This is a genomic window from Pseudochrobactrum lubricantis (genome assembly GCF_041929865.1).
Lineage (GTDB): Bacteria > Pseudomonadota > Alphaproteobacteria > Rhizobiales > Rhizobiaceae > Pseudochrobactrum > Pseudochrobactrum saccharolyticum.
Genome location: NZ_JBHEEE010000001.1, coordinates 685,100 through 700,355 on the forward strand (window position 1 = coordinate 685,100; position 15,256 = coordinate 700,355).

Sequence of the window (15,256 nt, forward strand, 5' to 3'; positions counted from 1 at the left end):
AGCTCACCCATATTGCACCTTATGGCAGCGCGCGTGCGGCCTCAGGGCTGACTTCCATCATATTGATGGCCAGATGGTTCATGATCCACAGCGAGCCGATCAGAACAATCGCCAAAATCAGCACGGTGAAGAGCAGAGCCAGCAATGTCCAGCCGCCCTCGGATTTGGAATCCATGTGCAGGAAGTAAACCAGATGAACAATCATCTGTACCGCACCGAAAACCATAATAATGGCAACGGTTGTGGTGGTGTCAAAATACTGTCCCATCACCACGCCGAAAGGAACGGCTGTGAGGATGACGGCCAGAATGAAACCGATGATATAATTCTTGGTTTCGCTGGCTGATGCTTCAGTTTTATGCGCGGAACTCATGCCTGAACTCCCATCAGATAAACAATCGAGAATACACCGATCCAGACAACATCAAGGAAGTGCCAGAACAGGCTGAGGCACATCAGACGGGTCTGGTTGGCTTCTGTCAGACCGGAACGCAGAACCTGCGCGACCAGAACCAGAATCCAGATCAGACCAAACAGAATGTGCAGACCGTGCGTACCGACCAATACGAAGAAGGCGGACAGGAATGCAGAACGGCCAGGACCGGCACCGATTTCGATCAGGTGATGGAATTCATAGATTTCCATCGCCAGAAAGGCTGCGCCGAGCAGGAATGTCACGGCAATCCAGCCAAGCATGGCGGATTGTTTTTTACGTGACATCGCGATCATCGCGAAGCCATAGGTCAGGCTGGAGAACAGCAGCAGAGCGGTTTCCACAGCAATGAAGTTCAGATCGAACAGTTCCCAGCCGGTCGGTCCTCCCGCGTATGAACGCGAGAGAACTGCAAAGGTGGCAAACAGACCCGAGAAGATGACACAGTCACTCATCAGGTAGATCCAGAAGCCGATCAGTGTCGTGCCGCGGGAATCGTGGTGCTCGTGATCGTCGTCATGCCCGTGGGCGTGATCGTTAGCGTGCGTTACAGCGGCACTCATGGCTTAACTCCCAAAGACTGCAGCTTGAGCGTATGCTCATCTTCGATGCGCTGCACTTCTTCCGCAGTGACATAGTAGTCGCGGTTATTGTTGAAGGAATGGATGATGCTGATCGCGATGATGGCCAGAGTAGCGGCAATTGCCAGCCACCAGATATGCCATACACCGGCAAAACCAAGCGCGATACAAACCATACCGATGATGAAACCGGTGCCGGTATTACGCGGCATATGGATTGGCTTGAACTTGTCGGTTTTACGCTTCACGCCACGCTTCTTCATATCCCAGTAAGCATCAACATCCTGAACACGCGGTGTTTCAGAGAAGTTGTAGAACGGAGCAGGAGAAGCCACAGACCATTCCAGCGTACGGCCGTTTTCCCACGGATCACCGGTGTGGTCACGCAGTGCTTCGCGGTTGCGGATGGACACCAGAACCTGAATGATCTGACAGGCAATACCAACCAGAATGATTGCAGCACCGATAGCGGCAATAATCAGGTAAATCTGCCATGCCGGATTTTCAGTGTGGTTGATACGGCGGGTCATACCCATGAAGCCCAGAATATAGAGCGGCATGAAGGCAAGAATGAAACCGGTCAGCCAGCACCAGAATGCGCGTTTGCCCCAGGTTTCATCGAGACGGAAACCGAATGCTTTCGGGAACCAGTAGATGAAGCCGGCAAAACAACCGAACAGCACGCCGGAGATAATCACGTTATGGAAATGCGCGATCAGGAATACGGAATTGTGCAGTACAAAGTCCGCAGGCGGAATTGCAAGCATAACGCCGGTCATACCACCGACCACAAAGGTACACATGAAGCCGACAGTCCACAGAACCGGCGTTTCCATACGCACGCGGCCTTTATACATCGTGAACAGCCAGTTGAAGATTTTCGCCCCTGTCGGGATCGAAATAATCATTGTCGCCACGCCGAAGAAGGCGTTAACGGAGGCACCGCCACCCATTGTAAAGAAGTGGTGAGCCCAGACGAGGAAGGCCAGAACGGTAATGGCAACGGTCGCATAGACCATTGAAGTATAACCGAACAGACGCTTGGCAGAGAAAGTCGCGATAACTTCCGAGAACACACCAAAGCAAGGCAGAACCAGAATATAAACTTCCGGGTGACCCCAGATCCAGATGAGGTTGATATACATCATCGGATTGCCGCCGAAATCATTGGTGAAGAAATGCATACCAAGATAACGGTCAAGCTGCAGGAGCGACAGGGTAACTGTCAGGATCGGGAAAGCTGCAACGATCAGAATGTTCGAGCAGAGGGCAGTCCATGTGAAAACCGGAACCTGCATCATTGTCATGCCGGGAGCGCGCATTTTGATGATGGTTGCGATAAGGTTCACACCGGAGAGCAGCGTACCCATACCGGAAATCTGCAAAGCCCAGAGGTAATAATCAACACCGACACCGGGGCTGTATTCCAGACCGGACAGCGGCGGATAAGCCAGCCAGCCTGTACGGGCGAATTCACCGACGCCGAGCGAGATGTTTACCAGAATAGCACCGGCAACAGTCAGCCAGAAGCTCAGGGAGTTCAGGTAAGGGAACGCAACGTCGCGGGCACCGATCTGCAGCGGAACTGCAAAGTTCATCAGACCAACGATAAACGGCATCGCCACGAAGAAGATCATGATCACGCCATGGGCAGTGAAGATCTGGTCATAGTGGTGCGGAGGCAGGAAGCCTTCATTGGCGCCGGAGGCCATAGCCTGCTGGGCGCGCATCATCACGGCATCGGAGAAGCCGCGGAACAGCATCACCAGCGCCAGAATGATATACATGATACCAACGCGCTTATGATCGACAGTTGTCAGCCAGTCACGCCACAATACGCCCCATTTACCGAAATAGGTAATGGCTGCGAACAGAGACAAACCGCCGAGTACAACGGCACTTAAAGTGACCACAAGTATCGGTTCGTGAAGCGGAATATCCGCCAGGGTAAGTTTTCCGAACATTTCTCTACACTTTTAATGGCAAAACCATTGGCCATAATCTGCCAATGGTCTGCCTGCCTAAAGTCACGAAATCCCGTCAGTTAGACGCAGGTTCCGCAGGCGATTCTTTTTTCACAGAGGATGTGATGAATGGTGAAAGCTTCTGTACGCTGCCGCCGCCATGGCTGACACACGGGGTCTTGCCATCCACACAACGACCGATAACAGCACTGAACAGACCAGGCTCAGTTGAGGCATAATGTGTAACCGGATGCTTCTCTGTCGGCTGATCCAGTTCGATATAACCGGCACGGTTCAGCGCTTTGTCAGAGGTGCGAACTTCGGAAACCCATTTTTCAAAGTCGGCTTCGTTTTTCACATGGGTTGTGAAACGCATCTGCGCAAAACCGTCACCGCTATAGTTCGCGGAGATACCTTCATAAGCACCGATTTCATTGCCGATGAGGTGCAGCTTGGTCTGCATGCCAGGCATTGCATAAACCTGACCGCCCAGAGCCGGAATGAAGAAGGAGTTCATCGTGTGACCGGAAGTGATACGGAAGTTCAGCGGACGATCAACCGGTACGACCAGTTCGTTCACCGAGGCAATCCCCTGCTCCGGATAGATGAACAGCCATTTCCAGTTCATAGCCACAACTTCAACCTGAACCGGCTTTGCCGCATGTTCCAGCGGGCGGTATGGATCGAGCTCATGGGTCTTAATCCAGGTCACATAACCAAGAATGAGAATGACGATGCACGGAATAATCCAGACAGCGGCTTCAATCTTGTTTGAGTGATGCCAGTCCGGCAGATATTCATTATCTTTGTTGGCGCGATATTTATTCGCGAAATACAAGGTCGCGATAATGACCGGCACAACAATCAGCGACATGATGACTGTCGCGAAAACAATCAGGTCGCGTTCTTTAATGCCGACTTCGCCTTTAGGAAACAGCACAACCTGCTGACACCCTGCCAGTATAGCCGTCAGCATCAGAACCGCACCGATACCTGCCGACCGGAATAATCTGTGTTTCATTTAATTTTTCCGTCTTGAATGCGCCCGGGACAGGCCACATATCAACATTCACCAAGATATTTCAGGCTCATGAATAAGCTCAAAAACATCTTAACTGCTTTGAAATGCTGTATTATTTCTTATCTGACATTGTTTCAGACTAAGAAGAACATACAGTAGTTTCGGTAAATTCTGAAATTCATAAACAAAAAAGCGCCGTATTTCAACACCGGCGCCTATACGCACATATTTCAGAAAACCCGGCTGGAGCAATTTCATCTCTCAAAAAAGATAAAAGCTGCTCCCATCAGACCGGAATATCGAATGTCTGAAGCCACAATTGACGGGCATATCAGACCGATTCACTCCGGCATCCAGAACTTTTGCGGTTTCTATAAGCAGGAAAGCATCTAACAGCAAGATGAATCTCGGTCACGTTTCCGCGTCCGGAGCAAAAACTATCCGGCAGGCATAAGACGGCACATGAAACAGGGAAATCAGGAAACAGCTGCAAAGGTCCAAAGCATTTCACAGTCAGGCGGGCTCAGCTTGACGCCCTGAACTTAGTCAAGTCGGTTCAACTTGACGGCAGTGATAATGCGACCAAATAAAGAATCCAGAGCATGTCACGGAAAAGCGGGCACCGGTTTTCCGATAACGACATGCGTAAAAACAAGGAGACAGAGCGAGCGATATGATGCAATCCGGATGTCAATCGCTTCAGGCAAAAAAGCTTTAGAAATGAAAAAGGCCGGGATGTCCCGACCTTCCATGAAACGCCTCAACCAATGCCAGTACATCCGTGGTCAATAGTCAGGCGAATTTCTTAAACTTTATTTATGTATAGGCCCCGATTATTTCAAGAGCATGACAGATTTACGTTATCTTTGTGTCATCTATCTTGCTTTTGCATCCTGCTGCTCCGGCATAAGCACAGCCCGACAGCCGGATTATGCTACGGCGCGATCCTGATACAGTTCCTGTTCTCTTTCCTCTTCCTGCGCAATATAGGCATAAACCTCATCCATACATTGCTGCAGCATATCGAGATCAACAGGCCCCATGCGGCTGAGATAAATATCCATCTCGGAAGCAGGCACACCACGCTTAATCATTTCGACAATCGCCTGTACGACTATGGTTTTCTGATCAAATCTGTAGCGCTGCATACCCCACCTCACGCATCTCAGGGTTCTCCTCCCCTTTATGCACCCATATGGTTAATATGACGTGAAGATGGCACATTTAACAACAGCAAATAACTGTCATTTTTTAACAAGATCTCCGCAAAATGATATTTCGCGCAATAAAAACGACCTGAATTACATTATAAAATTATAACTTACATATATCTAATAGCTTAAAAACAAAAACTGCCCGCCGGTATATTTTTCGGCGGGCAGTATTGATATTTCTATTTGCTGAAAGACAGCAGATCAGCTTAACGGATTACATACCGTCATTCTGGCCGATGATCTCGCGCTTACCGACGTGATTGGCAGCGCCGACAAGACCTTCCTGCTCCATACGCTCCACCAGAGATGCGGCACGATTGTAACCGATCGACAGGCGGCGCTGGATATAGGATGTCGAGCATTTTTTATCCCGCAACACCACTTTGACAGCCTTTTCGTAGAGATCATCGCCGTCGTCGGATGCCATATCGCTCTTGTCAAAGACCGCACTGTCATCTTCAACTGCTTCCGTGTCTTCTTCATCAGCAGTTACGGTTGCCAGATAATCAGGACGCCCCTGTTCTTTCAGGTGATTGACGACCTTTTCCACTTCTTCATCGGAGACGAAAGGACCATGGACGCGGACAATACGACCGCCACCGGCCATATGCAGCATATCGCCCTGACCAAGCAGTTGCTCAGCACCCTGCTCACCGAGAATGGTACGGCTGTCAATCTTCGACGTCACCTGGAAGGAAATACGGGTCGGGAAGTTCGCCTTGATCGTACCGGTAATCACATCAACAGAAGGTCGCTGTGTCGCCATAATCAGGTGAATACCGGCCGCACGCGCCATCTGCGCCAGACGTTGGATCGCACCTTCGATTTCCTTACCGGCAACCATCATCAGGTCGGCCATTTCATCGACGATAACGACGATGTAAGGCATTGGCGTCAGATCCATTTCCTGTTCTTCATACAGGATTTCACCGGTCGCCTTGTCAAAACCTGCCTGAACGGTACAGGTAACAGTCTCACCTTTTTCACGCGCTGCAGCTGCACGGGCATTGTAGCCGTCAATATTACGCACACCGAGACGCGACATCTTGCGATAGCGCTCTTCCATTTCGCGCACGGTCCATTTCAGTGCCACGACGGCCTTTTTCGGATCGGTTACGACAGGAGTGAGCAGATGCGGAATACCGTCATAGATCGACAGTTCCAGCATTTTCGGATCGATCATGATCAGGCGGCATTCTTCCGGCTTCAGACGGTAGAGCAGCGATAGGATCATCGTATTAATGGCTACCGACTTACCGGAACCGGTTGTACCGGCCACCAGCAAATGCGGCATCTTTGCAAGCTCAGCAATTACCGGCTCACCGCCGATGGTTTTGCCAAGGCAGAGCGCCAAACGGCAATTGGTGCGCTCGAAAGCAGGCGATTCAATCAGTTCGCGGAAATAAACGGTTTCTCGGATCGAATTCGGCAGTTCAATACCGATCACATTACGGCCCGGAACCACTGCAACACGGGCAGAGAGTGCCGACATGGAACGGGCAATATCATCAGCCAGACCAATTACGCGGGAGGATTTAACACCCGGTGCCGGTTCAAATTCATAGAGGGTGACAACCGGACCCGGACGCACATGGATGATTTCACCACGCACACCGAAATCTTCCAGAATGCTTTCCAGCAAACCAGCGCTGCGCTCCAGCATTTCCTGCGAAATAATCGCACCGTCTTTATAAACAGGCTCCTGCAACAAAGCACGAGGCGGATATTCATAACCTTCACCGGACATTACAGTTCCGGTTTCAATCGCTGTTGGCGAGAAAATCGACAAGTTGATCGAGGCCGACGGATTGCGCGGCGCAGGAGCGGCAGCGAATGTTACCGGTGCAACAGTTGGTGCGACAGGCGTTTCTTCCTGTTCTGCCACAGTTTCCTGCACCAGATCACAATCTTCCACCACAGTTTCAGCAACTGCTTCAGCAATTGTTTCAGCAACTATTTCGGCTGGCATTTCTGCAAGCGGCTCGGCAGCAACACCCACAGCTTCTTCTGCTACCGGTACGGACACTGCATTCAGCGGCGGCTGCATATTCAATGCCTGTGTGGCAATTGAATAGACCGGCATCTGATAACCGGACAGACCAAAACTAAAGGATGGCAGGAACGGATTGCTGACAGTCTGTGCAGGCTCCGCCGCAACAGCAACAGTTTCTGCAAGCTCAGCCACGGCTTCCGCAATCGGTGCCGGTGTTTCAGCTTCAATCTCAACTGCGGCTTCTGCAACAGTTTCCGCTACGGTTTCAGCAATCTGTGCTTCTTCATGCGCCGGCCGCCATTCAACGGTGCGGAACATGCTCAGAATTGATTTTTCTTCCGCAACCGGTGCCGCTTCCGCAACAGGCATCACGGCTACAGGTGCCAATACAGGTGCAGGCATTTCTGCCGGTTCTGTCACTGCCTCAACAACAGCTTCCGCTGCAGGGGCAATTTCCGGCAATCCGGCAAATTCCCAGAAGGCAAAATCAGACAAATGGCTCAGCTGCAAACCGCCCTGCTCTGTCTCAGTAACCGGAGCAACAGGTTCAGCAAACACAGGCTGCTGCAGCTCAGGCAGATACGAAACCACAGCATTGACCACTTCGGCTTCCGGCACGATTGAGACCACCGGCGTCGGCACGGTACCGGCCAGAGGTGTCGCAGCTTCAACATGCGGTGCAACCGGAACAACCGGCAGGCGCAAACGCGCAGCAACAATCATGCTTGAAGGCCCGCGCAAAACCGGCGCAGTACGAACAGGCTGGGCAGTCACAGGAGCGGCGGCGGCAGTCTGCATGACAGGCGTTACGACCGCTTCTTTCTGCACAGGGGCAGATGGCTGCACTTCTTCTTCCGCACCGAATTCTTCAATCAGCTTGGCGCGCAAACGCTGCAATTCATTTTCAGGTGTGCGGGTAAAACGCACATTCTCGGCCAAAGCAAAAGCATTTTTCCAGACCTTTTCGCCGGAGCCGAATTGCTCACGTACAGACAAGCCCTGATAGGCCACATGCGGATTAGGCACGGTCATTGTCGGATTGGCCGGTTTCGGATGCACAGGAGCAGATACGGCCTGCGGCGCGGCAGGCACAGCTGCTGCAACAGGTTCCTGCGCAGCAGGCTGCGCGACCGCAGTCTGTTCTTCTGCCTTTACGGATCTGTCCTGATCCATCCAATGCTTAACCGCAAAATTGTTGCTCATCTGCTTACTCCTAAGCGGGTATGACGGGGTAACGGGCACAGGGGCGGCAGTCGATGCTGCCGGTGCGACTTCTGTCACAACCGCCGGAGCATAGCTGAGAGGGGCAACGGAGATTATTTCCGCCACCTCTGATTCTGTAACGACATGTTCCGCTTGCGGCTGTGATACGGGTGCAGGAGCGCCAGAAGCAGATTGTTCCGGCCTCTGTATTTCCTGCGGCTGGGATACCGGTTCACGCATGTCAGCGGAAACCGCAAAGCGGTCAGTCGTTGCAATGGAGAAATTGGATCGGGGAATACGCATGGACCTGAAAAACCAAAAATACGCTACTGAGTTCTGTCCACAAAGTAATAAAAAATGAAGGTTAATAAGTTCCTTCCAAATCGCATTTGTGATCGACCGGAAAAGACGAAAATCAGCCGTCTCTCTTGCGTGAAATGTTAAATTTATAAAATACTTTCAAATATATAGCGGATGAGTAACGCAGGATTTCGATGCGCAACAATATTTCTGCACTGCCTTCACACGCGTAAACCACAAGCAAAGGCGCAGCAGTCAGGCATTATGAGCCGGCCGGTATAATTTGCAGCTTCTCACAGCAACCGATTATGGAAGAAAATACTCCGCAAAGACCAGTGTTAAGCAGAAAACAGAGCTGTTTTCTGCTTAATCACAATGAATTGCTCAAATTTTCCCTCAAATCCCTGCACATCAAAGCAATAATCCCTCTCGCAATCGCTGAACGGGTGGGCTAAGGAGACGCCAACCGGTCGGGCAACCGACTCTTTCCCGTGAAGAGCGCCCCGTTCAGGCTCATATAAAGATGGTGACAATCATGCTCTCTTATCAGCGTTATGCAGTTCTCACTTGTGTTGCGCTCCTGACCATTGCCTCTTTTATCGGGGCAGTCTTTTACAGCGAATGGCTCCTTATCATCACTGCCGTCTCAAGCTCACTGCTTGGGCTGGGCGTCTATGATATTTTTCAGTCCAAACACGCAATTCTGCGCAATTACCCGATCATCGGGCATATGCGCTTTATTCTCGAAAGTATCCGTCCGGAACTGCGCCAGTATATTATTGAAGGCGACCGCGATGAGGAACCGTTCAGCCGCGAAATCCGCGGTCTAGTTTATCAGCGCGCCAAAGGCGTTGAGGACAAACGTCCGTTCGGCACGATCGAAAATGTCTATAGTTCCGGCTATGCATGGCTGACCCATTCTGCTGTTCCCATGGTGATTAAGGATACGGATTTCCGTGTCCGTATCGGCGGCTCTGCCTGCAAACAGCCTTATGATGCCAGCCTGTATAATATTTCGGCCATGAGCTTCGGTGCGCTTTCTGCCAATGCCATTCTTGCTTTGAACAAAGGTGCGAAAATTGGTGGTTTTGCCCATGATACCGGCGAAGGCAGTATCAGCCGTTACCACCGCGAAGGCGGTGGCGATCTGATCTATCAGGTTGCATCCGGTTATTTTGGCTGCCGTAATGATGACGGCACATTCTCACCGGAGAAATTTGCCGTTCAGGCCGCTGATCCTCAGGTCAAAATGATCGAGCTGAAAATCAGTCAGGGCGCAAAACCCGGTCATGGCGGTATGCTGCCAGCCAAGAAAATCTCACCGGAAATTGCTGAGGCACGCGGCATTCCGATGGGCAAGGATTGCATCTCACCGCCTGCCCATAATACTTTCTCCACACCGATCGGCATGATGAAATTTATCGGTCAGCTGCGTGAACTCTCCGGCGGCAAGCCTGTCGGCTTCAAACTGTGTATCGGTCACCGCCGTGAATTCATGTCGATGGTCAAGGCCATGCTGAAAACCGGTATTTATCCTGATTTCATCGTCGTTGACGGTAAAGAAGGCGGCACCGGCGCGGCTCCGCTGGAATTTGCCAACCGTGTTGGTATGCCGATGCTTGAAGGTCTGACCTTTGTCCATAATACGTTGCGCGGTGCAGGTATCCGTCACGAGATCAAAATCGGTGCGGCCGGTAAAATCGTCTCGGCCTTTGATATTGCCCGTACTTTTGCTCTGGGCGCTGACTGGTGTAATTCGGCACGCGGCTTCATGTTTGCTGTCGGCTGCATTCAGGCACAGTCCTGTCACACCAATACCTGCCCTGTCGGTATTGCCACGCAGGATCCGTTACGTCAGCGTGCGATCGATGTCGGCGATAAGAGCAACCGTGTTGCACGTTTCCACCGCAATACGATGCATGCTCTGGGTGAGCTTGCCGGTGCGGCTGGTCTTAGTGATCCGCGTGACTTCATGCCTTATCATTTCATGTTCCGTCAAAAGGACAATGAATTCCTCGACGGTAATGAAGTCTATCCGTATCTGCCAAACGGCTTTCTGGTCTCCGGCCCTGAAATTGAGGAGCTGTCTGACTGGTACAGCCGCTGGGATCGCGCTTCTGCAGAAACTTTTGCGCCGCCGGAAATCCCGCATGGACCGTTTATGCGCCGAAAAATCGCTGCCTGATATTAAAAATCCCGCCCATCTTTTGCTTTCACGCATTGTCCGACGCATCACAGCAGGAAAAGAAATCAGTCCGGCGAACTGATTTCCCTGCGGAGGCGCTTCGCACTTTTGCTGGAAATGCTTGGGGCGGGATTTTTATATCTTCAAACTTCAGGATCACGCATGGTTTCTTTTTGCGTGATGAGACGGGCGCTTTGTAATCCGCTCAGATAAATCCAGAGCCAACTCCACGCGACTGCAAGTCGTGAACGCGTTCCGATCAGAAAATAGATATGGGCAAGCCCCCATATCCACCACGCCAGAATGCCTTTCAGCTTGAATTTTCCGAATTCGATAACAGCAACTTTTCGGCCGATTGTCGCCAGATTGCCCTGATGGCGATATGTGAATATTTCAGGTGCAGGCGCGCCTTTCAGCATGGCACGAATGCATTTTGCAACAAAGCTACCCTGTTGTTTGGCAGCGGGAGCAATGCCGGGCACGGATTGATCCTCACCCCATTTGACCAAGGCCGTATCACCGATCACAAAAATTGACGGATCATCCGCAAGCCGCAAATCCTTAGTGACAACCACCCTGCCCGCACGATCCGATTCTGCTCCAAGCCACTGCGCAGCAGGCGACGCCTGCACACCGGCCGCCCACACGATTGTACGACAGGCAATCGGCTCCTCACCGATTGTAATACCACTCTCATCACAGGCTGTGACCGGCACACCGGTACGAACGGTGACACCGAGCTTTGTCAGTGCATTGCGGACATAACCGGATAGATCTTCGCTGAAGCTCGGCAAAACACGCGCTCCGGCTTCTACCAGCAGAACTTTAGCCTGACGTGTATCAATACGGCGAAACTCGCGCGGCAGCGTGTGATGGGCAAGTTCTGCAATCATACCGGCCATTTCAACACCTGTCGGCCCCGCACCGATCACCGCGAATGTCAGCAATGCTTCACGCTTGGCCGGATCCGCCTCCAGTTCCGCCTGCTCAAAAGCCAGCAACATGCGCCTGCGGATTGTCGTTGCATCTTCCAGTGTTTTCAGACCCGGCGCAAAGGCTTCCCATTTATCTTTACCGAAATAGGCGTGGCGTGCACCCGTTGCCAGAACGAGTATGTCATAAGGCAATTCAGCACTGTTGCGCAGGCGCACTGTTTTATGAACACGGTCAATACCGACAACCTCATCAAGCAAAGTTGTCACTTCCGGGCGATCACGGAAAAGATGCCGGATCGGCCATGCTATTTCAGATGTTGCAAGCACGGTGGTTGCAACCTGATAGAGCAAAGGCTGGAAAAGATGATGATTGCGGCGATCCACCAAAGTAATGTCAATATCAGCATTTTTCAGCCCGTGAACGACCTGCAGGCCAGCAAAACCCGCACCAATAACCACAAGCTTCTTTTTCATAACGCATCCCGTTCTGCATGAGATCTGTTCGGCTGAAAACATACCACCTATTTTGCCACTATGCTGCATTAACCATGCCTAAGGCATAGCTAAATGAGCAGGAAGTTCCTAAAAGCAGGTCTGAGCAACAAGGATGACTGGAAGCAAGCCAATGAATTTGAGCCTTTTTAAGAATCTATGCAAAGACGGTAAATTCAAAGAAGCACTCGCCTTGGCGACAACCGGCTACGAGGACGACAGGCTTGCCCCTACCCGTTTCTCCATGGATAAAAAAAACGGAAATCCGATCTTCTACCGAGGCAACAAGCGCGTAGAACTGAACGCCGATAATGAATGGCAAATCTCAAAGAACCTGAATTTCTGATGAAGCTCTGATCTTAATCAGAAGGTTTTCATGTGACTGACGCCAGTTGGTTCCTTTTCAGACAAGGCAGAACCCTTGATCGGAATATGGAGAATCAAACAGAGCATCTTTTTCAAGACATTGTTTTATTGATAAATATGTTTTGTGATTTTTTGGTGGAGCCAAGCGGGATCGAACCGCTGACCTCTTGCATGCCATGCAAGCGCTCTCCCAGCTGAGCTATGGCCCCATTCCCGATCATGTTTTTGAAACATGCCGACCTGAGTGTCGGTTCCGGTGGTGCGAAGCAGATTGTGATCTGTTCGTGACGGCTACATAAATTGCCTTTTACGGAAGATCAAGAGCAAAAATCAAACTCTTTCAAAGTTATTCAAATTATTTGCAAATCCCGCAGCAAAACATCATTTCCGCAGTGCAAAGGCACTAAAAAACAAAATGCCCTGCACTGGTGTCAGTGCAGGGCATTTGCAATTCAGGTTCGGAATGACCGGCGATCAGCTTTCGTCGTCGTCGCCAACACCGCCGCCACCGCCGAGAAGACCGGACATATCATCATCGTCTTCGTCTTCGTCATCTGTGGTCAGGAACGGATCATCGTCATCGCCGAGATCCACATCATCGTCATCATCCAGATCAGGAATGTCGTCGCCTTTTGCTTCATCATCCGCATCTTCCAGAGATACGAATTCCGGTGCATCCAGTGCTGTATCCAGTTCTTCGGTTTCTGTCTCTTCTTCTTCCACGCGGGTATCAACGCTGGTTTCGAAATAAGACAGCGGATAGGATTTGCCTGTATAAGGAGAAACAATCGGGTCCTTATTCAGATCATAAAATTTCTTGCCCGTTTCCGGATCGATACGTTTTGTGCCAAGTTCAGATTTTGCCACGTCAAGCCTCATAAGTTGTGCCGGCTGCGGCATCCGCACATCTCCTGAAACAAGAGATAAAACCGGAAAGCCTTTTCGGTGTTTTTTGGTGCATAAACGGATTTCGATGCCTTTGTCAAAGCTAAAGACACATGTTTTGCTGAATCATGCTGCTTTGCGGTATTTCGTGGCGAAAATACGCCGCTTTTTCCGCACAATGCCGCACAGGCTTCCGCCCGCATAAATTCCGCTCAGTTTGCAGGATGACCTGCGGCTAAACCTATGCTAGACCTTTGCCACCTCGATTGACCGCGCTGTCTGAAACGCGCTTAAAGCTTAAAAAACGGCAGCATAAACTGACTGTAATATTATGTCTCACTCTCAAGTTTCCAAACCCGCAACCTCCCGTCGCTCACGCGACCTGAAGGGCGATATCCGTATTCCGGGCGATAAATCGATTTCTCACCGTTCTTTCATGTTCGGCGGCCTTGCATCGGGTGAAACCCGCATTTCCGGCCTGCTGGAAGGCGAAGATATTCTGGCCACCGGTAAAGCCATGCAGGCTATGGGTGCGCAAATCCGCAAGGACGGCGATATCTGGATCATCAACGGCACCGGCAATGGCTGCCTGCTGGAATCAGAAACCCCGCTGGATTTCGGCAATGCCGGTACCGGTGTACGCCTGACCATGGGACTGGTCGGCACCTATGATATGAAAACTTCATTTCTGGGCGATGCATCCCTCACCTCACGTCCGATGGCACGTGTGCTCAATCCGCTGCGTGAAATGGGCGTACAGGTTGAAGCCGCTGAAGGCGACCGTCTGCCGCTGACATTACGCGGCCCCCGTACCGCCAATCCGATCCGTTACCGTGTACCAATGGCCTCGGCTCAGGTAAAATCGGCCGTTCTGCTGGCCGGTCTCAACACGCCGGGCGTGACCACGGTTATTGAACCGGTGATGACCCGTGACCACACAGAAAAGATGCTACAGGGTTTCGGCGCGGATTTGAGCGTTGAAACTGACAAGGACGGCGTACGTCATATCCATATCACCGGTCAGGGCAAACTCACCGGCCAGATCATTGATGTGCCGGGCGATCCGTCCTCAACCGCTTTCCCGCTGGTTGCTGCGCTGATTACCGAAGGTTCGGATATTATCATCCGCAATGTGCTGATGAACCCGACCCGCACCGGCCTGATTACCACTTTGCAGGAAATGGGTGCCCAGATCGACATTCTCGATCCGCGCCTTGCAGGCGGTGAAGATGTGGCTGACCTGCGTGTGCGTTCGTCAAAACTAACGGGCATCACCGTGCCGGTTGAACGTGCACCGTCAATGATCGACGAATATCCGGTTCTGGCTATTGCCGCCGCATTTGCGGAAGGTGAAACCATTATGGATGGTCTGGATGAATTGCGTGTCAAAGAATCAGACCGTCTTGCAGCGGTTGCCCGTGGTCTTGAAGCCAATGGCGTGGACTGCACAGAAGGTGAGATGAGCCTGAGCGTTCGCGGCAATCCGTCCGGCAAGGGTTTTGGCGGCGGCACTGTTGCCACCCATCTCGATCACCGTATTGCCATGAGCTTCCTTGTGCTTGGTCTGGCCTCTCAAAAACCGGTAACGGTTGATGATGCCACAATGATCGCAACCAGCTTCCCTGAATTCATGGATCTGATGCGTGGTTTGGGTGCGGATATCAGCATGGCCGGAGCCAAATAA

11 protein-coding genes and 1 tRNA gene are annotated in these 15,256 nt (G+C 51.5%); 3 read left to right on the forward strand and 9 right to left on the reverse strand.

Translation table 11 applies throughout. The features are described from left to right. Positions 1 to 19: 19 nt before the first annotated feature. From cyoD to JNC80_RS02940, 6 genes are all read right to left on the reverse strand, one after another. Complete coding sequence (gene cyoD / locus JNC80_RS02915; RefSeq protein ID WP_022710229.1) at positions 20 to 373, reverse strand: cytochrome o ubiquinol oxidase subunit IV; 354 nt, start codon at positions 371 to 373, stop codon at positions 20 to 22. Further along, positions 370 to 996 (reverse strand): cytochrome o ubiquinol oxidase subunit III, encoded by a 627-nt coding sequence (gene cyoC / locus JNC80_RS02920; RefSeq protein WP_022710230.1) that lies wholly within the window; start codon positions 994 to 996, stop codon positions 370 to 372. Before cyoC ends, cyoD begins: the two co-directional genes overlap by 4 nt. Further along, positions 993 to 2,978, reverse strand: coding sequence for a cytochrome o ubiquinol oxidase subunit I (gene cyoB / locus JNC80_RS02925; RefSeq protein ID WP_022710231.1), 1,986 nt, complete (start codon positions 2,976 to 2,978; stop codon positions 993 to 995). The genes cyoC and cyoB overlap by 4 nt, the downstream gene beginning before the upstream one ends. A gap of 76 nt (positions 2,979 to 3,054) precedes the next feature. Further along, positions 3,055 to 3,999, reverse strand: coding sequence for a ubiquinol oxidase subunit II (gene cyoA, locus JNC80_RS02930; protein WP_022710232.1), 945 nt, complete (start codon positions 3,997 to 3,999; stop codon positions 3,055 to 3,057). 929 nt (positions 4,000 to 4,928) lie between these two features. Beyond that, on the reverse strand, positions 4,929 to 5,147 hold the full coding sequence (locus JNC80_RS02935) for a hypothetical protein (RefSeq protein WP_022710234.1): 219 nt from the start codon (positions 5,145 to 5,147) through the stop codon (positions 4,929 to 4,931). A 280-nt stretch (positions 5,148 to 5,427) separates the two neighbouring features. Continuing rightward, entirely contained in the window at positions 5,428 to 8,004 is a 2,577-nt protein-coding gene (locus JNC80_RS02940) for a DNA translocase FtsK (RefSeq protein ID WP_445482804.1), read from the reverse strand. Positions 8,005 to 9,244: 1,240 nt separating this feature from the next. Between JNC80_RS02940 and JNC80_RS02945 the strand changes: the two genes are divergently transcribed. Next, complete coding sequence (locus JNC80_RS02945) at positions 9,245 to 10,894, forward strand: FMN-binding glutamate synthase family protein (protein ID WP_116087131.1); 1,650 nt, start codon at positions 9,245 to 9,247, stop codon at positions 10,892 to 10,894. A gap of 143 nt (positions 10,895 to 11,037) precedes the next feature. Here JNC80_RS02945 and JNC80_RS02950 read toward each other — a convergent pair whose 3' ends face one another. Further along, the gene (locus JNC80_RS02950) at positions 11,038 to 12,303 is read right to left on the reverse strand and encodes an NAD(P)/FAD-dependent oxidoreductase (RefSeq protein ID WP_376709460.1); all 1,266 of its coding nucleotides are present in this window, start codon (positions 12,301 to 12,303) and stop codon (positions 11,038 to 11,040) included. A gap of 151 nt (positions 12,304 to 12,454) precedes the next feature. Between JNC80_RS02950 and JNC80_RS02955 the strand changes: the two genes are divergently transcribed. Beyond that, positions 12,455 to 12,667, forward strand: a complete 213-nt coding sequence (locus JNC80_RS02955; protein ID WP_376709461.1) for a hypothetical protein — start codon at positions 12,455 to 12,457, stop codon at positions 12,665 to 12,667. Between the two features lie 153 nt (positions 12,668 to 12,820). On the opposite strand, the gene JNC80_RS02960 is transcribed toward JNC80_RS02955, so the two are convergent. Both JNC80_RS02960 and JNC80_RS02965 read right to left on the reverse strand, forming a co-directional pair. Beyond that, positions 12,821 to 12,896 (reverse strand) — tRNA-Ala (locus tag JNC80_RS02960). A gap of 265 nt (positions 12,897 to 13,161) precedes the next feature. After that, positions 13,162 to 13,554 carry a TIGR02300 family protein gene (locus tag JNC80_RS02965; protein WP_028233465.1) on the reverse strand — a complete coding sequence of 131 codons (393 nt, stop codon included), beginning with the start codon at positions 13,552 to 13,554 and terminating at the stop codon, positions 13,162 to 13,164. Between the two features lie 349 nt (positions 13,555 to 13,903). Here JNC80_RS02965 and aroA point away from each other — a divergent pair, with 349 nt between their 5' ends. Further along, a complete protein-coding gene (gene aroA, locus JNC80_RS02970; RefSeq protein ID WP_376709464.1) occupies positions 13,904 to 15,256 on the forward strand; it encodes a 3-phosphoshikimate 1-carboxyvinyltransferase in 1,353 nt (450 codons plus the stop codon).